This window comes from Pseudomonas sp. GXZC (genome assembly GCF_026967615.1).
Classification (GTDB): Bacteria; Pseudomonadota; Gammaproteobacteria; order Pseudomonadales; family Pseudomonadaceae; genus Aquipseudomonas; species Aquipseudomonas azotoformans_A.
In genome coordinates, this window is record NZ_CP114115.1 from 2,534,961 (window position 1) to 2,551,396 (window position 16,436).

Below are 16,436 nucleotides of genomic sequence, written 5' to 3' on the forward strand. Positions count from 1 at the left end.
CACCAGATTGAGTCCTGACAGTTCGGGCAACTTCCACGTTATCTAGCCTGAGTAACGTGGCAAGTACCGAAGGCTCACTCGGAAAGCTGATAAACATCAGCGAGTTATATAAGCGGTGCGGGTGCGGTAACGGTTGTCGGCACGGATATTGAGTGCAGTGGCGGCTGGCCGGGCCCGTGATGTCATGTTGTTTACGAGGTACTCCGGCCACCGGCACACACCGTGCAGGTGAGCAAAAATAATTCGAAAAAACCGTGGAGCGGCCATGCAACAGAACAGATCGCAAGTCATTGAGCGCAACGGCCTGTACGAACTCGACGCCGGCCCCGACGTCCTCGACAGTCCGCGCTACAACCACGACATGGCACCGACCAAGGTGCACGAACGCACTTGGAACAAGTGGCACATCACCGCGCTGTGGGTCGGCATGTCCATCTGCGTGCCCACCTACACCTTGGGCGGGGTGCTCACCGCGTACTTCGGCTTGTCGGTGGGCGAGGCGCTGATGGCGATCTTGCTGGCCAACATCGTGGTGTTGATCCCGCTGACCCTCAATGCCTTCCCCGGCACCAAGTACGGCATACCGTTTCCGGTGCTGCTGCGCTCGTCGTTCGGCATCCTCGGTTCCAACGTGCCATGCCTGATCCGCGCGCTGGTGGCCTGTAGCTGGTTTGGTATCCAGACAATGTTCGGCGGGCTGGCGATTCACCTGTTTCTCGGCTCGATCTTCGAGGGCTGGAAGTCCCTTGGCGGCACCGGCGAAGTGATCGGCTTCATGATTTTCTGGTGCCTGAACCTGTGGGTGGTGCTGCGTGGCGCCGAGTCGATCAAGCGGCTGGAGACCCTGTCGGCGCCGTTGCTGGTGGCGGTGGGCATTGGCCTGCTGGTGTGGGCGATGCCCAATGTATCCATCAGTGAGTTGATGGCGATCCCGCCGAAACGCCCGGAAGGCGCGAGCCTCACCGGTTACTTCATGGCCGGTCTCACCGCGATGGTGGGTTTCTGGGCCACCTTGTCGCTGAATATCCCGGACTTCAGCCGTTACGCCAACAGCCAGAAGGACCAGATCCTCGGGCAGATCTTCGGCCTGCCGCTGACCATGTTCCTGTTCGCCGCCCTCGGCGTGATCATGACCGCCGCGTCGGTGAAACTGGTGGGGGTCAGCGTGTCCGACCCGGTGACCCTGATCGGGCATATCCAGAGCCCGGTGTGGGTGGCCATTGCGATGGCGCTGATCATCATCGCCACCTTGTCCACCAACACGGCGGCGAACATTGTGTCGCCTACCAATGACTTCCAGAACATCGCGCCCAAGCTGATCAACCGCACCACGGCAGTGATCCTGACCGGCCTGGTGGGGCTGGCGCTGATGGGTCATGAGTTGCTGAAAAAGCTCGGCCTGATCGTGTCCGACGTGAGCCTGGAAACCGTTTATTCCAACTGGTTGCTGGGCTATTCAAGCCTGCTGGGGCCCATTGCCGGGATCATGGTGGTGGACTACTTCATCACCCGCAAACAACAACTCGACCTGGCCGGCCTCTATCGCGACGACGTGTACCCGGCATGGAACTGGAGCGGTTTCATCGCGTTCGGTGTGCCGGTGGTGCTGACCTTGCTGTCCCTGGGCAGCGATGCGTTCAGCTGGTTCTACAGCTACGGCTGGTTTACCGGTTCGGCGTTGGGCGGCCTGTTGTACTACGGCCTGAATGCCAAGCGCGGGGCCAGCCCGGTTGCCGTCAATCCATAAGAAAAAACCAGCCTGAGGAGATCACTCATGAACGCTGCCCTCGACGTCCTGCAAATCAACCGCGACCGCCTGTGGCAGTCGCTGATGGACCTGGCCAAGCTCGGCGCCACGCCCAAGGGCGGTGTGTGTCGCCTGGCCCTCACCGACCTGGATCGCAAGGCCCGCGACCTGTTCGTGCAGTGGTGCGAAGAGGCCGGCTGCACGGTGACCGTGGATGGCATCGGCAACATCTTCGCCCGTCGTCCGGGGCGTAATCCGAACCTGCCACCGGTGATGACCGGCAGCCACATCGACACCCAGCCCACCGGCGGCAAGTTCGACGGTTGCTTCGGCGTGCTGGCGGGTGTGGAAGTACTGCGTACCCTCAACGACCTGAACGTAGAAACCGAGGCGCCGTTGGAAGTGGTGGTGTGGACCAACGAAGAGGGCTCGCGTTTTCCGCCGTGCATGATGGGCTCGGGCGTGTTCGCCGAGAAGTTCACCCTGGCCGATACGTTGGCCAAGGTCGATGCGGACGGCGTCAGCGTGGGCGATGCGCTGAACGCGATTGGCTACGCGGGCGCGCGGCCGGTCAGCGGGCACAAGGTGGGCGCTTATTTCGAGGCGCACATCGAACAGGGGCCGATTCTTGAAGACGAGAAAAAAACCATCGGCGTGGTGCTGGGCGCCCTCGGACAGAAGTGGTTCGACCTGAAACTGCGCGGCGTCGAGGCCCATGCGGGGCCGACGCCGATGCACCTGCGCAAGGATGCCCTGGTGGGCGCCGCGGCGGTGGTGGCGGCGGTGAATGCGGCGGCGCTGGGGCATCAACCCCATGCCTGCGGCACCGTCGGTTGCCTGCAGGCTTACCCCGGCTCGCGCAACGTGATTCCGGGTGAAGTGCGCATGACGCTGGACTTCCGTCATCTGGAGCCGGCGCGGTTGGACTCGATGATTGCTCAGGTGCGCAAGGTGATTGAAGACACCTGCGCCAAGCATGGCTTGAGCTTCGAGATGGAACCCACGGCCGATTTTCCGCCGCTGTATTTCGACAAGGGCTGTGTGGACGCAGTGCGGGAGGCCGCCAATAGCCTGGGCTTGTCGAACATGGACATCGTCAGTGGGGCAGGGCATGACGCGATCTTCGTGGCCGAACTGGGCCCGGCGGGCATGATTTTTGTGCCCTGCGAGGGCGGCATCAGCCACAACGAAATCGAAAACGCCGCACCGGATGACCTGGCGGCGGGGTGTGCGGTGCTGCTAAAGGCGATGGTCGCGGCTTCTGCGGCCATCGCCAGCGGTAAGCTGGCGGCCTGAGTGGCGCTTGCTAGGCCAGTTCGGTGGCGGTGTTTTTCACCACCGCCAACTCCGGATGCGCCACCAACTTATCGATATGCAACTCATCATTGTTCAACCAGGTTTCCGTTAGCACCCGGTAATGCTCCATGTCCCGGCAGCGCATGCGCAAGCTGTAGTCAAACGGGCCGCTGATCAACTGGCATTCGAACACCTGCGGGCAAGCCTTGACGCAGGCTTCGAAGGCTTTTTGCGCCGAGCGCCCGCTCTGGTTGGACAAGGCCACCAGCACCAGCAACGACAGGCCTGGCGAGACCATCTGCACATCGATGATCGCCCCATACCCACGGATCACCCCGCGCCGCTCCAGCTTGCGCACCCGTTCCAGGCAGGGCCTGGGCGTGAGGTGCACCAGCGACGAGAGCTTTTCGTAGGTGATACGCCCTTGATGGCGCAGCACTTCAATGATGGCTTCATCTATGCGGTCCAGCGCGGGGGAGGAATGGGGTCCGTTGGCCTTGGTATCCATGGGTTTCACTTCAAACGGTTGGAAAGAAATTGCTGCAAGCGTTCGCTGTTGGGGTGGTCGAGGATCTTGGCGTCGCCGTGTTCCTCAACCCGGCCCTGGTGCAAGAACAGCACTTGGCTGGACACCTGGCGGGCAAAGCCCATTTCGTGGGTGACCATCAGCATGGTACGACCTTCCTCGGCCAACGTCTGTATGACTTTGAGGACTTCTCCTACAAGTTCTGGGTCGAGTGCGGAAGTTGGTTCATCGAACAGGATAATCTCCGGCTCCATCGCCAAGGCCCGCGCAATCGCCACGCGCTGTTGCTGGCCGCCGGAGAGAAACGCCGGGTACTGATCCGCCACGCGGCCCGGCAGGCCGACCTTGTCCAAGTACAGGCGCGCGCGTTTCTCCGCCTCGGCGGCGCTCACGCCCAGCACCCGGCGCGGAGCCATGGTGATGTTTTCCAGCACGGTCATGTGGCTCCACAGATTGAAGTGCTGGAACACCATGGCCAGGCGCGTGCGCAGGTTCTGCAATTGAGCTTGATGGGGCGCACGGTTACCGGCACGGCCCTGGCGCATTTCGATACTGATGCCATCCAGGGTGATCACCCCGGCGTCCGGCTGTTCGAGGAAATTGATGCAGCGCAGCATCGTGCTTTTGCCCGAGCCGCTGGCGCCGATCAGGCTGATCACGTCGCCCTGGCGCGCATTCAGGGAAACCCCCTTGAGCACTTCGTGTTCGCCGTAGCGTTTGTGGATGCCTTCGACTTGCAGCTTGATGGCGGCAGTGGCGGGTTTGGCAACGGGTTCGTCAACGGGATAAGCGGCCAGGGCCTGCGCGGACTGATTCATGGGTTAGCCTCGGGTAGGAACAAGAAAACGCATCCAGCGACGTTCGGCCAGTCGGAACAGGCCCACCAGTGCAAAGGACAGCAGCATGTAGAGCAGGGCCGCGATGCCGAAGGCCTGGAACGTCAGGAAGGTTTCGGCATTGGCGTCGCGGGCCACCTTGAGGATGTCGGCCACGGTGGCGGTAAACGCCAGGGAGGTGGCGTGCAGCATCAGGATCATTTCGTTGCTGTAGGCCGGCAATGCGCGGCGCAGCGCGGCGGGCACCACCACGAACAGGTTCAAGCGCCAGCCATGCAGGCCATAGGCGCGGGCCGCTTCGATTTCGCCATGGGGAATATTGCGAATCGCCCCGGCGAAGATTTCCACGGTGTAGGCGCAGGTGTTGAGCACAAACGCCAGCAGCGTGCAGTTCAGCGCGTTGCGGAAAAACTGGTTGAGCAGGGCGTTGTCCTGCACCACTTCCAGGCTGTACAGCCCGGTGTAGCAAATCAGCAACTGGATATACAGCGGCGTGCCGCGAAACAGGTAGGTATAGACCTCCACCGGCCAGCGCAGCCAGACGTGCTCGGAGACGCGTGCCAGTGCCAGCGGAATCGACAGGATGAAGCCGAACACCACCGAGATGATGAACAGCCACAGGGTCATGGCGACGCCGGACAACCCCGCGCCATCGCTGAACAGATAGGCCAGGCCGTATTGCTGGAACAGTTCGATCATCGCGCCATCCCCTTGATGCCGAGGTTGTAGCGCCGTTCGAGGCGCTTGAAGATGCGGTTGGACAAGGTGGTGATCACCAGGTACACCAGGCCGGCGAGGATCAGGAAGTACAACGGCTCGTTGGTGGTCTTGCCGGCGTTCTGCGCGGCCTTGACCAGGTCCGACAGGCCGATGATCGACACCAGCGCCGTGGACTTGAGCAACACCAGCCAGTTATTGCCCAGGCCCGGCAGCGCGAAGCGCATCAGTTGCGGGAACAGCACCAGGTGAAAGCGCTGCCAGCGGCTCAGGCCGTAGGCGGTCGCCGCTTCCAGTTGACCGGCCGGCACGCTGAGGATCGCGCCCCGGAAGTTCTCGGTGAAATACGCGCCGTAGATAAACCCAAGGGTGACCACCCCGGCGGTGAACGGGTCGATTTCAAAGTAGTCCCAGCCGAACATTTCGCTCAGGTCGTTGAGCCACAGTTGCAGGCTGTAGAAGATCAGCAGGATCAGCACCAGGTCCGGCACGCTGCGGATCAAGGTGGTGTAGAGCGTGGCCGGCACACGCAGCCATTTGGCGCGGGAGAGCTTGGCGCCGGCGGCGATCAGGCCCAGGGCGAGGCTCAGGGCCAGGGCGAGGAATGACAGTTTGAGGGTCATCCAGGCGCCTTGGGCCAGCATGGGGCCGTAGCCTTGCAGGTTGAGGAGTTCGTTCATGGGGTAGATCTCGATAAGGCACAGACATCCCCTGTAGGAGCAGCTTTTGTGGCGAGGGAGCTTGCTCCCGTTCGACAGCGCAGCTGGAGCCGGCTTTTTGGGGGCGCTTCGCACTGGAGCGCCAGCCCGGCCAGCGGGAGCAAGCTCCCTCGCCACAAAAGCGGGCTCCTACAGGGTGAGGTATTGGTGTTACTCGTTGTAGATGTCCTGATCGCCGAAGTATTTCTTCTGGATCTCGGCATAGGTCCCATCCGCCTGCACAGCAGCGATGCCGTTGTTGATCAGCGCCCGCAGTTCCTGATCGTTCTTGCGCAAGCCCATGGCGATGTCCAGGGGCAAGGTCGGGTCCTTGAAGGCTGGGCCGGTCTTGAAGTCGGCGCCTTCGGGTTTGGACAGGAAGTTGAGCTGGGCTTCGAGCTTGTCGGTCAGGGTCGCGTCGAGGCGGCCGTTCTGCAGGTCGGCGTAGTTCTGGTCCTGGGACTGGTACGCCTTGATCTGCGCGCCGAGCTTGGCCAGGTGCGCACGAGCATAGGCCTCTTGCAGCGAGCCCTGCAATACGCCGACTTGCTTGCCCTTCAGCGACTCCGGGGTGTCGCCGAAGTCGGCGCTTTTGCGCGTAATCACCGAGGTCGGGCTGAGGAACAGGCGGTCACTGAAGTCGATGATCTTTTCGCGGGCCGGGGTCACGGCCATGGAGGACATGATCGCGTCGAACTTGCGTGCGCGCAGGGCCGGGATCATGCCGTCGAATTCGTTGTGCACCCAGGTGCATTTCACTTCCAGCTTGGCGCAGATCGCGTTGCCCAGTTCGATATCGAAGCCTTGCAGGCTGCCGTCGGCGGCGACGGATTCGAAGGGGGGATATTCGGGGAATACGCCGAAGCGGATTTCTTTCCAGTCCTGGGCGTGGGCGGCGGTGGCGCAGAGTGGCAACAGCAATGCGGCGAAGAGTGATCGCAGTGGAGTCATGTGGAGTCCCTATATTTTGTAATTGATGTCAGGGCAGTAATCGAGTTGAAACAAATCGTTCTTATTGGGGGGAGAGAATGCTCCAAGGTGGTGCGTTTTTTGTGTCGTTTACCCCTCACATAAAGCCCGAATTGCGCTGTTAAAACCGACAATGCAGCGGAATCGGCTGAGTCACCCGCTGAATCGGCTTTTCACTAGGGTGAATCTGGCCCGCCCTCAGCTCAAAGCGGCAGGCCAGAGCGTTCTCAGGCGCGCTTTTTCTGCTGTAGCCGAGGCTGCTGGGCCAGGCGAGCGAACAGATCTTTCGGGTCGGCCAGGTCCGGCACCAACTCAAGATCGCTGCCGACATCCAGGGCCTTGGCCACGTCCAGCACATAACGCAGGGCCGAGTAGTCTTCGATGGCAAAACCCACCGAGTCGAACAGAGTGACCTGGCGCGCATTTTCGCGGCCGGGCTGCTGGCCGTTGATCACTTGCCACAGTTCGGTGACGGGCGAGTCTTCCGGCATGTGCTGGATTTCACCTTCGATGCGGCTTTGCGGCTCGTACTCCACGATCACCCGCGCGCGCTCGACGATACGTCGGTCCAGCTCGGTCTTGCCGGGGCAGTCGCCGCCGACGGCGTTGAGGTGCATGCCGGGCTCGATCATCTCGTCTGTCAGGATGGTGGCGTAGGCCTTATCGGCGGTGACGGTGGTGACGATGTCCGCGCCTTTCACCGCTTCGGCGACGCTGGCGGCCAGGATCACCTTGATCGCCGGGAACGCCTTGAGGTTGGCCGCCAGCTTGGCGGTGGCCTTGGCGTCGATATCGAACAGGCGGATCTCATTGATGCCGAGCATGGCGTGGAAGGCCAGGGCCTGGAACTCGCTCTGGGAGCCGTTGCCGATCAGCGCCATGCTGCGGCTGTTGTCGCGGGCCAGGTAGCGGGCGACCAGCGCCGAGGTGGCGGCGGTGCGAATCGCGGTGGTCAGGGTCATTTCCGCCAGCAGCACCGGCAGGCCAGTGTCCACATCGCCCAGGGCGCCGAAGGCCATCACCGTGAGCATGCCGGCCAGGGTGTTTTTCGGGTGGCCGTTGACGTATTTGAACGCGTACAGCGACGCGTCGGACACCGGCATCAGCTCGATTACGCCGTCCGGCGAGTGGTTGGCCAGGCGCGCGCATTTTTCGAAATCCTGCCAGCGCAGGTAGTCGGCACGGATGTACTCGGCCATCTCAGTGATGCAGGTTTGCAGGCCTTTTTGCGAGACCAGGTAGCAGAGGTCGTTGACGTCGATATAGCGGGTCATGGCAAGACTCCTTGAGTTATTGGACGGTGGCGCGGGCGGGCAGATGCACTTCCGCCAGCATGCAGCGGGCACTGCCGCCGCCGATGCGTTCGATGTTGTCGATGTTCACCACCACCGGGCGCGTATGGCGTTCCACATGCACGCGCTGCGCGGGTTGCAGGGCGCCCCAGGCGCTGGCCGACATCACCAGCAGTGGTTGGCCGTCGCGGTCATGCACTTCGAGCATGTTGCCGGCGAAGGCCTCCAACTGGTCGAAGTCGAGGGCGAGGATGTCTTTGCCGGTGTCGCGCAGGGAGCGTTCCAGGGCCTGGCGTTCGCCGGCGTCGGGCAGGGCTTGCAGGCACACCACCGAGAGGTCGCGGCCGACGCTCATCATTACGTTGCTGTGGTAGATCGGAGCGTGATGGCGGTCGACGGCGTGGAACACGCAGAGCTGGTAATCGAGTCGCTCGGCGAACTGGCGCAGGGCGTCGTGGTGGGTGCGCCCGGAATGGCAGGCGTAGCTGATGCGATGCTGGCGGTCGAGCACCATGCTGCCGGTGCCTTCGAGGAAGATGTTCTGTTGTTCCAGGTGGCTGAGGTCGATGGTGTCCTTGACTGTAAATCGCTGTTCCAGCACTTGCAGCACGCCTTTGTTGCGCTCCAGTCGTCGGTTCTGGCCTTCCATCGGGTACAGCACCAGGCTGCCGTCGGCGTGGCTGCTCCACCAGTTATTGGGGAAGATCGAATCGGGCGTGTGAGGCGCCGGCGTGTCTTGCACCACCAGGACTTCGACGCCGTGCTGGCGCAGGGTGTCGACATAGCCGTCGAATTCTTCCAGCGCTTTCTGCTGTGCGCTGAGCGGGTCGAGGGGCTGGCGTTGGAAGCGGTTGTTGATCGCGGTGTCCGGGTTGAAGGCAAAGCGCGCCGGGCGAATCATCAAGACGGTATTGGTGGTTTGCATGGGGGCACGAATCCATGGGGTTGAGCTGTGGGGCTATTTTGTGCGGTATGGCGGATGAATCCCGGCTGAAACCTTAGGGCCGCTCAGCCGGGAAAGCTGAAGAGTGGGGTAGGGCAGCCGAATCGGCTGTTCGGGCGGGCGCAGGTCAAAATTGGTATTGTGCGGGTTGTTAAAACGCCGTCAGCCAGGAGGAATCATGTCTACCGCCGTTCGTCTCGCCCAGGCAGCCGATGCCGAAGGGATCAGCCAGGTCATCCTGGCGGCCTTGCACAGCAGCAATGCGCGGGATTACCCGGCGGATGTGATTGCGCGGGTGGCGAGTAATTTCACGCCGGATGCGGTGTTGATCTTGCTCAAGCGCCGCCTGGTGCTCGTGGCCATTCAAGATCAAGTGATCGTCGCCACCGCCGCCCTCGACAGTAATGTGGTGCGCTCGGTGTTCGTCAATCCGGCGCTGCAAGGGCAAGGCATTGGCCGGCTGCTGATGATCGAGATCGAGTTGCGCGCCCGTGAGGCCGGGGTGACGGTATTGAGCGTGCCGTCATCACTGACCGCCGAGCCGTTCTACACCAAGCTGGGGTTTAACACCGTGCGTGATGTTTACCACGGCAATGAACGTACGCTGGTGATGGAAAAGGCGCTGCTGTCCCGGCATCCCATCGGACCGTATCGCGACCGCCAGCATCGGGCGCAAGTGGTTGGGTTATGGCAGCAGGCCTTTGGTTATGACACTGCCCATAACGTACCCACCCTGGCGATCGATAAGAAGCTGGCCGTCAACGATGGGTTGTTCTTCGTGGCCACGGATAAAAAGACGGTGATCGGAACGATTCTGGCCGGCTACGACGGGCACCGTGGCTGGCTGTATTCGGTGGCGGTGCACGCCGACTATCGGCGCCATGGCTTGGGGTCTTCACTGGTGCGTCATGCGGAACAGGCATTGACCGCCTTGGGTTGCATGAAGATCAACCTGCAGATCACTGGCGGCAATGATGCGGTGGTGGGGTTCTACGAGGCGTTGGGGTATGGGGTGGAGCCGAGGATCAGCATGGGCAAGAAGATCACGGTGAATATCCCGGAACAATAAAAAACCCGCCATCTGGCGGGTTTTTTCAGGGTTGCTTAGACCTTGACGATCCAGCCTTGCGGCGCTTCAACGTCACCGGTCTGCACACCAGTCAGCTCTTTGTAGAGCTTCTGGGTGATCGGGCCGACTTCGGTCTCGCTGTGGAACACGTGCAGCTTGCCGTTGTACTGGATGCCGCCGATGGGCGAGATCACCGCAGCCGTACCGCAGGCGCCGGCTTCCTTGAACTGGTCCAGTTTGTCGATGAACACTTCGCCCTCGACCACGTCCAGGCCCAGGCGGGTCTTGGCCAGTTCGATCAGCGACAGGCGGGTGATGCCTGGCAGCACCGAAGGCGACTTCGGCGTGATGAACTGGTTGTCGTGGGTGATCCCGAAGAAGTTCGCCGAGCCGACTTCTTCGATTTTCGAATGGGTCATCGGGTCCAGGTAGATCGCGTCGGCAAAACCGGCTTTCTTCGCTTCGGAACCGGGCATCAGGCTGGCGGCGTAGTTGCCACCGACCTTGGCGGCACCGGTGCCTTGTGGCGCGGCGCGGTCGAAGGTGGAGATCTGGAAGTTGTGCGGCACCAGGCCGCCTTTGAAGTAGGCGCCGACCGGGATGCAGAATACGGAGAAGATGAACTCCGGCGCGGTACGCACGCCGATGTTGTCACCGGTGCCGATCACGAACGGGCGCAGGTACAGCGCGCCGCCGCTGCCGTACGGCGGGATGAAATGTTCGTTGGCCTTGACCACTTGTTTGCAGGCGTCGATGAACACGTCGGTCGGCACATGCGGCATCAGCAGGCGCGCGCAGCTGCGTTGCATGCGGGCGGCGTTCTGGTCCGGGCGGAACAGGTTGATCGAACCGTCCTTGCAGCGGTAGGCCTTGAGGCCTTCAAAGCATTGCTGGCCGTAGTGCAGGGCGGTGGAGCCCTCGCTGATGTGCAGCACGTTGTCGTCGGTCAGGGTGCCTTCTTGCCATTCGCCGTTTTTCCAGACCTGGAGAAACCGCTTGTCGGTCTTGATGTAGTCAAAACCCAGCTTGTCCCAATTGATGCTTTCGTTACCCATGACACCCTCTATCGTTGGTCAAGTCGGTTTTTTTCTGGATGGGCGCAACAATACTTCATTCCCGGGGCCGTTCGCATCCCTTTGTAGGCGCGAGCTTGCTGTGGCGAGGGAGCTTGCTCCCGCTCGACTGCGCAGCAGTCGCCGGCTTTTGGGGGCGCTGCGCACCCCAGCGGGAGCAAGCTCCCTCGCCACAAAGCCGTCGCAGATTACAGGTGGAGGGCGTGGCCCAGGGCCCTCAATGCGGCTTCCTGCACGGCCTCGCCCAACGTCGGATGAGCGTGGATGGTGCCCGCCACGTCTTCCAGGCGCGAACCCATTTCCAGGCTCAGGCCAAAGGCGGTGGACAGCTCGGAGACACCCACCCCCACGGCCTGCCAGCCGACGATCAGGTGGTTGTCACGCCGCGCCACCACCCGTACGAAGCCGGTTTTCGACTCCAGGGTCATCGCCCGGCCATTGGCCGCGAACGGGAAGCTTGAGACGATGCAGTCCAATCCGGCGGCCTTGGCTTCGTCCGGGGTCTTGCCGACCACCACCAGTTCCGGGTCGGTGAAGCACACCGCCGGGATCGCGGCCGGGTTGAATTCGCGGGACTTGCCGCTGATCAGTTCGGCGACCATTTCTCCCTGGGCCATGGCGCGGTGCGCGAGCATTGGCTCGCCGCTCAGGTCGCCGATGGCGTACACGTTGCGCATGCTGGTCTGGCAGCGGCTGTCGATTTTGATCGCCGAGCCGTTCATCTCCAGGTTCAACGCTTCAAGGTTCCAACCCTGGGTGTTGGGTTTGCGACCGACGGCGACCAGCACCTGGTCGGTTGCCAACGACAAGGTGTCGCCATTCGGGTCGCGTACTTGCAGGCTGCCATCGGCAAAACCGGTGACACTGTGCTTGAGGTACAGCTTCACGCCCAGTTGCTTGAGGGATTCGTTCACCGGCTGCGTCAGCTCCGCGTCATAGGCCGGCAGGATACGATCCTGCGCCTCGACCACACTGACCTCGGCGCCGAGCTTACGGTAGGCGATGCCCAGTTCCAGACCGATATAACCACCGCCTACCACGATCAGGCGCTTGGGCACGCTTTTCGGCGCAAGGGCTTCGGTGGAGGAGATGATCGGCCCGCCAAGCGGCAGCATCGGCAGGTTGACGCTTTTCGATCCGGTGGCCAGCAGCAAGTGCTCGCACCGGATGCGCTGGTCGCCGACGTCGACGGTCTTGCCGTCCACCACCGTGGCCCAACCGTGGATCACCTGCACCTTGTGCTTCTTCAGCAAGGCGGCGACGCCCGTGGTCAGGCGATCGACGATGCCATCTTTCCATTCCACGCTTTTGCGGATATCCAGGGTCGGCACATCCACTTCAATGCCCAGTTGCGAACCCTGGCTGTGGTGGATGGTTTGCTGGAACTGCTCGGCCACATGGATCAACGCCTTGGACGGAATGCAGCCGATATTCAGGCAGGTGCCGCCGAGCGCTTGGCCTTCCACCAGAAGGGTCGGGATGCCCAACTGGCCGGCACGGATCGCCGCCACATAACCGCCAGGGCCGCCGCCGATAATCAGCAGCGTGGTATTCAATGTCTGCGTCATGCCTTACTCCAAGAACAGGCTGGCGGGTTGTTCGAGCAGGCCGCGAATGGCCTGGATGAATTGCGCCGCGTCCATGCCATCGACCACGCGGTGATCGAAGGAGCTGGAGAGGTTCATCATCTTGCGCACCACGATCTGGCCCTTGATCACCATCGGCCGTTCAACGATGCGGTTGACGCCAACGATGGCCACTTCCGGCAGGTTCAGCACCGGCGTGCTGACGATGCCACCCAAGGCACCCAGGCTGGTCAGGGTGATCGTCGAGCCCGACAGCTCGTCGCGGCTGGCCTTGCCATTGCGTGCAGCCGTGGCCAAGCGCGCGATTTCTTCAGCGTTGCCCCACAGGCTGCGGGCTTCGGCGTGACGCACCACCGGCACCATCAAGCCAACATCGCTCTGGGTGGCGACGCCCACATGCACCGCACCGAGGCGGGTGATGACCTGGGCTTCGTCGTCGTAGCGCGCGTTGATCTGCGGGAAGTCACGCAGTGCCACCACCATGGCGCGCACGATGAACGGCAGCAGGGTCAGCTTGCCGCGCGTGGCGCCGTGTTTCTCGTTGAGGTGCACGCGCAGCTCGTCGAGGGCGGTGACGTCGATCTCTTCCACATAGCTGAAATGCGCGGCGCGCCGGGTGGCGTCCTGCATGCGCTGGGCGATCTTGCGGCGCATGCCGATCACCGGGATCTGTTCTTCGGTGTGGCGTTCGGCGTAGGGGTTGGCGGCTGTAGAATTTTTCGCCGGACCCTGGAGCAAGTAAGCCTCCAAGTCTTCGTGCAGAATCCGGCCCGCCGGGCCAGAGCCCTGCACCAGGCGCAGTTGAATCCCGGCGTCCAATGCATGCTTGCGCACAGCAGGGGAGGCCAATGGGCGCTCGTCGGCTTCACGTGCCACAGGCGACTGGGCTGCGATAACCGGTGCCGGTTTGCTTTCAACCGCCACCGGCGCAGGCTTGGTCTCAACCGCAGGCGCGGCCTTCGGTGCTTCCTTCACGGCGGGCGCTTCCTTGGCGTTGCCCGCGCCTTCCACTTCAATGCTGATCAGAATACTGCCCACGGCCATGACTTCGCCTGGCTCACCGCCGAGGGAAATCACCTTGCCGTGCACCGGCGAAGGAATATCCACCATCGCCTTGTCGGTCATCACATCCGCCAGCACCTGGTCTTCCACGACCATGTCGCCGACCTTCACATGCCACACCGACAGTTCAACTTCTGCGATGCCTTCGCCAATGTCCGGCATCTTGATTACGTGCGTGCCCATTCAGACCTCCATGACCCGTTTCAACGCCGCGCCCACTCGGGACGGCCCTGGGAAATACGCCCACTCTTGCGCGTGCGGGTAGGGGGTGTCCCAACCGGTGACGCGTTCGATCGGCGCTTCCAGGTGGTGGAAGCAATGCTCTTGCACCAGCGACACCAACTCGGCACCAAAGCCGCAGGTGCGGGTGGCTTCATGCACCACCACGCAACGGCCGGTCTTCTTCACGGATTTGACGATGGTTTCCAGGTCCAGCGGCCACAGGCTGCGCAGGTCGATGACCTCGGCGTCGATGCCGGTTTCTTCGGCGGCGACTTGCGACACATACACGGTGGTGCCGTAGGTCAGCACGGTGACCGCCGAACCCGGACGCACGATGGCGGCCACGTCCAGCGGCACGGTGTAATAACCGTCCGGTACTTGGGCTTGCGGGTGTTTCGACCACGGGGTTACCGGGCGGTCGTGATGGCCATCGAATGGGCCGTTGTACAGGCGTTTGGGCTCGAGGAAGATCACCGGGTCATCGTTTTCGATGGAGGCGATCAGCAAACCTTTGGCGTCGTAAGGGTTGGACGGCATCACCGTGCGCAACCCGCAGACCTGGGTGAACACCGCTTCGATACTCTGGCTGTGAGTCTGGCCGCCGTAGATGCCACCGCCGCACGGCATGCGCATGGTCAGTGGCGCGGTGAACTGGCCGGCCGAGCGGTAACGCAGGCGCGCAGCTTCCGAGATGATCTGGTCGGTGGCGGGGTAGACGTAGTCGGCAAACTGGATCTCGGCCACCGGGCGCAGGCCATAGGCGCCCATGCCCACGGCCACGCCGATAATGCCGCTCTCGGAGATCGGCGCGTCGAACACGCGCGAGCTGCCGTACTTGGTCTGCAAGCCTTCGGTGCAACGGAACACGCCGCCGAAATAACCGACGTCCTGGCCGAACACCACCACGTTGTCGTCACGTTCGAGCATCACATCCATGGCCGAGCGCAGGGCCTGGATCATGGTCATGGTGGTGGTGGTCATGGCGGTTTCCACTTCAATGCTGTTGTTGTGATCGTTCATGTCAGACCCCCAGCTCTTGACGCTGGCGCTTCAAATGCTCCGGCATCTCTTTGTAGACGTCTTCGAACATGGTCGCGGCGCTTGGAATCTGGCCACCGGCCAGGGTGCCGTACTGTTCGGCTTCTTTCTGGGCCTTGACCACTTCTGCTTCCAGTTCGGCACTGACCGCCGCGTGTTCCTCTTCGGACCACTGGCCAATCTTGATCAGGTGCTGCTTGAGGCGGGCAATCGGGTCGCCCAGGGGGAAGTGGCTCCAGTCGTCGGCGGGGCGGTATTTCGATGGATCATCCGAAGTGGAATGCGGGCCGGCGCGGTAAGTGACCCATTCGATCAGCGTCGGGCCCAGGTTGCGGCGCGCACGCTCGGCGGCCCAGGCGGAGGCGGCGTACACCGCGATAAAGTCGTTGCCGTCCACGCGCAGGGAGGCGATGCCGCAACCGACGCCGCGTCCGGCGAAGGTCGTGGCTTCACCGCCGGCAATCGCCTGGAAGGTGGAGATGGCCCACTGGTTGTTGACCACGTTGAGGATCACTGGCGCCCGGTACACGTGGGCGAAGGTGAGGGCGGTGTGGAAGTCGGATTCGGCGGTGGCGCCGTCGCCGATCCAGGCCGAGGCAATCTTGGTATCGCCCTTGATCGCCGACGCCATGCCCCAGCCCACGCCCTGTACGAATTGGGTGGCGAGGTTGCCGGAAATGGTGAAGAAACCGGCGTCTTTTACCGAGTACATGATCGGCAACTGGCGGCCCTTGAGCGGATCACGCTCGTTGGACAGCAGTTGGCAGATCAGGTCCACCAGCGGCACTTCGCGGGCCATCAGGATGCTTTGCTGGCGGTAGGTGGGGAAGCACATGTCGTCGATGTTCAAGGCCAGGGCCTGGGCGCTGCCGATGGCTTCTTCGCCAAGGCTTTGCATGTAGAACGACATTTTTTTCTGACGTTGGGCGACCACCATGCGGTTGTCGAAAATGCGCGTCTTGAGCATGGCGCGCATGCCTTTGCGCAGGATCTCGACCGGGACGCCTTCGGCCCACGGGCCGAGGGCCTGGCCCTGGTCGTCGAGCACGCGGATCAGGCCCTTGGCCAGGTCGGCGGTGTCGGCGGGTTCTACGTCGATGGCGGGTTTGCGCACTAGACCTGCGTCAGTCAGGCGCAGGTAGGTGAAGTCGGTCTTGCAGCCTGGGCGGCCCGAGGGTTCAGGGACGTGCAGGCGCAGCGGTTCATACTGCTGGGTCATGGCTTTCTACGCTCTATCTTGTGAATTTCTTGTAGTGGGCGCGCTAGCTGACAGTCAGCCTCCGGATAGGAGAAATCTTGTCCTACAACAATCATAGGCGGGGCGTAGAAGAATATTTATCTGTGTTTCATTGCGCTCAGGAT

The 16,436-nt window shown here is 62.3% G+C and carries 15 protein-coding genes; 3 read left to right on the plus strand and 12 right to left on the minus strand.

The genetic code is table 11. From position 1 onward, the window contains the following. Positions 1 to 265 precede the first annotated feature (265 nt). Positions 266 to 1,747, plus strand: a complete 1,482-nt coding sequence (locus OZ428_RS12135) for an NCS1 family nucleobase:cation symporter-1 (RefSeq protein WP_269133489.1) — start codon at positions 266 to 268, stop codon at positions 1,745 to 1,747. A gap of 27 nt (positions 1,748 to 1,774) precedes the next feature. Next, positions 1,775 to 3,043 (plus strand): Zn-dependent hydrolase, encoded by a 1,269-nt coding sequence (locus tag OZ428_RS12140; protein WP_033902019.1) that lies wholly within the window; start codon positions 1,775 to 1,777, stop codon positions 3,041 to 3,043. 10 nt (positions 3,044 to 3,053) lie between these two features. Here the strand turns inward: OZ428_RS12140 and OZ428_RS12145 are convergent, their stop codons facing one another. The 7 genes from OZ428_RS12145 to ctlX form a co-directional block, all read right to left on the minus strand. Continuing rightward, positions 3,054 to 3,551: an Lrp/AsnC family transcriptional regulator gene (locus OZ428_RS12145; RefSeq protein ID WP_016974875.1), complete on the minus strand. Its 498-nt coding sequence runs from the start codon at positions 3,549 to 3,551 to the stop codon at positions 3,054 to 3,056. A gap of 5 nt (positions 3,552 to 3,556) precedes the next feature. Then, positions 3,557 to 4,387, minus strand: coding sequence for an ABC transporter ATP-binding protein (locus tag OZ428_RS12150; RefSeq protein WP_269133490.1), 831 nt, complete (start codon positions 4,385 to 4,387; stop codon positions 3,557 to 3,559). Positions 4,388 to 4,390: 3 nt separating this feature from the next. Beyond that, positions 4,391 to 5,104: an ABC transporter permease gene (locus tag OZ428_RS12155; protein ID WP_038848717.1), complete on the minus strand. Its 714-nt coding sequence runs from the start codon at positions 5,102 to 5,104 to the stop codon at positions 4,391 to 4,393. Beyond that, positions 5,101 to 5,802 (minus strand): ABC transporter permease, encoded by a 702-nt coding sequence (locus OZ428_RS12160; protein ID WP_269133491.1) that lies wholly within the window; start codon positions 5,800 to 5,802, stop codon positions 5,101 to 5,103. The genes OZ428_RS12155 and OZ428_RS12160 overlap by 4 nt, the downstream gene beginning before the upstream one ends. A 189-nt stretch (positions 5,803 to 5,991) precedes the next feature. Beyond that, entirely contained in the window at positions 5,992 to 6,771 is a 780-nt protein-coding gene (locus tag OZ428_RS12165; protein WP_269133492.1) for an ABC transporter substrate-binding protein, read from the minus strand. Positions 6,772 to 7,016: 245 nt separating this feature from the next. Beyond that, a complete protein-coding gene (locus tag OZ428_RS12170; RefSeq protein ID WP_269133493.1) occupies positions 7,017 to 8,063 on the minus strand; it encodes an ornithine cyclodeaminase in 1,047 nt (348 codons plus the stop codon). A 16-nt stretch (positions 8,064 to 8,079) separates the two neighbouring features. After that, positions 8,080 to 9,006 carry a citrulline utilization hydrolase CtlX gene (gene ctlX, locus OZ428_RS12175; protein ID WP_269133494.1) on the minus strand — a complete coding sequence of 309 codons (927 nt, stop codon included), beginning with the start codon at positions 9,004 to 9,006 and terminating at the stop codon, positions 8,080 to 8,082. A 196-nt stretch (positions 9,007 to 9,202) separates the two neighbouring features. Between ctlX and OZ428_RS12180 the strand changes: the two genes are divergently transcribed. Then, on the plus strand, positions 9,203 to 10,093 hold the full coding sequence (locus tag OZ428_RS12180) for a GNAT family acetyltransferase (protein ID WP_269133495.1): 891 nt from the start codon (positions 9,203 to 9,205) through the stop codon (positions 10,091 to 10,093). A 35-nt stretch (positions 10,094 to 10,128) separates the two neighbouring features. Here the strand turns inward: OZ428_RS12180 and OZ428_RS12185 are convergent, their stop codons facing one another. From OZ428_RS12185 to OZ428_RS12205, 5 genes are all read right to left on the minus strand, one after another. After that, positions 10,129 to 11,148 (minus strand): branched-chain amino acid aminotransferase, encoded by a 1,020-nt coding sequence (locus OZ428_RS12185; protein WP_033902025.1) that lies wholly within the window; start codon positions 11,146 to 11,148, stop codon positions 10,129 to 10,131. Between the two features lie 206 nt (positions 11,149 to 11,354). Next, a complete protein-coding gene (gene lpdA / locus OZ428_RS12190; protein WP_269133496.1) occupies positions 11,355 to 12,734 on the minus strand; it encodes a dihydrolipoyl dehydrogenase in 1,380 nt (459 codons plus the stop codon). Between the two features lie 3 nt (positions 12,735 to 12,737). After that, positions 12,738 to 13,997: a dihydrolipoamide acetyltransferase family protein gene (locus OZ428_RS12195; RefSeq protein WP_269133497.1), complete on the minus strand. Its 1,260-nt coding sequence runs from the start codon at positions 13,995 to 13,997 to the stop codon at positions 12,738 to 12,740. Beyond that, positions 13,998 to 15,056 carry an alpha-ketoacid dehydrogenase subunit beta gene (locus OZ428_RS12200; RefSeq protein WP_016978112.1) on the minus strand — a complete coding sequence of 353 codons (1,059 nt, stop codon included), beginning with the start codon at positions 15,054 to 15,056 and terminating at the stop codon, positions 13,998 to 14,000. A gap of 1 nt (position 15,057) precedes the next feature. Then, positions 15,058 to 16,293 carry a 3-methyl-2-oxobutanoate dehydrogenase (2-methylpropanoyl-transferring) subunit alpha gene (locus OZ428_RS12205; RefSeq protein WP_033902028.1) on the minus strand — a complete coding sequence of 412 codons (1,236 nt, stop codon included), beginning with the start codon at positions 16,291 to 16,293 and terminating at the stop codon, positions 15,058 to 15,060. Positions 16,294 to 16,436: the final 143 nt, after the last annotated feature.

Excerpts from the sequence above, each read along its gene's own strand:
- OZ428_RS12165 (WP_269133492.1), bottom strand. The coding sequence starts at position 6,771 with ATGACTCCACTGCGATCACTCTTCGCCGCATTGCTGTTGCCACTCTGC.
- OZ428_RS12170 (WP_269133493.1), bottom strand. The coding sequence starts at position 8,063 with ATGACCCGCTATATCGACGTCAACGACCTCTGCTACCTGGTCTCGCAA.
- OZ428_RS12160 (WP_269133491.1), bottom strand. The coding sequence starts at position 5,802 with ATGAACGAACTCCTCAACCTGCAAGGCTACGGCCCCATGCTGGCCCAA.
- OZ428_RS12145 (WP_016974875.1), bottom strand. The coding sequence starts at position 3,551 with ATGGATACCAAGGCCAACGGACCCCATTCCTCCCCCGCGCTGGACCGC.
- OZ428_RS12185 (WP_033902025.1), bottom strand. The coding sequence starts at position 11,148 with ATGGGTAACGAAAGCATCAATTGGGACAAGCTGGGTTTTGACTACATC.
- OZ428_RS12205 (WP_033902028.1), bottom strand. The coding sequence starts at position 16,293 with ATGACCCAGCAGTATGAACCGCTGCGCCTGCACGTCCCTGAACCCTCG.
- OZ428_RS12180 (WP_269133495.1), top strand. The coding sequence starts at position 9,203 with ATGTCTACCGCCGTTCGTCTCGCCCAGGCAGCCGATGCCGAAGGGATC.
- OZ428_RS12195 (WP_269133497.1), bottom strand. The coding sequence starts at position 13,997 with ATGGGCACGCACGTAATCAAGATGCCGGACATTGGCGAAGGCATCGCA.
- ctlX (WP_269133494.1), bottom strand. The coding sequence starts at position 9,006 with ATGCAAACCACCAATACCGTCTTGATGATTCGCCCGGCGCGCTTTGCC.
- OZ428_RS12155 (WP_038848717.1), bottom strand. The coding sequence starts at position 5,104 with ATGATCGAACTGTTCCAGCAATACGGCCTGGCCTATCTGTTCAGCGAT.
- OZ428_RS12200 (WP_016978112.1), bottom strand. The coding sequence starts at position 15,056 with ATGAACGATCACAACAACAGCATTGAAGTGGAAACCGCCATGACCACC.
- OZ428_RS12135 (WP_269133489.1), top strand. The coding sequence starts at position 266 with ATGCAACAGAACAGATCGCAAGTCATTGAGCGCAACGGCCTGTACGAA.
- lpdA (WP_269133496.1), bottom strand. The coding sequence starts at position 12,734 with ATGACGCAGACATTGAATACCACGCTGCTGATTATCGGCGGCGGCCCT.
- OZ428_RS12150 (WP_269133490.1), bottom strand. The coding sequence starts at position 4,387 with ATGAATCAGTCCGCGCAGGCCCTGGCCGCTTATCCCGTTGACGAACCC.
- OZ428_RS12140 (WP_033902019.1), top strand. The coding sequence starts at position 1,775 with ATGAACGCTGCCCTCGACGTCCTGCAAATCAACCGCGACCGCCTGTGG.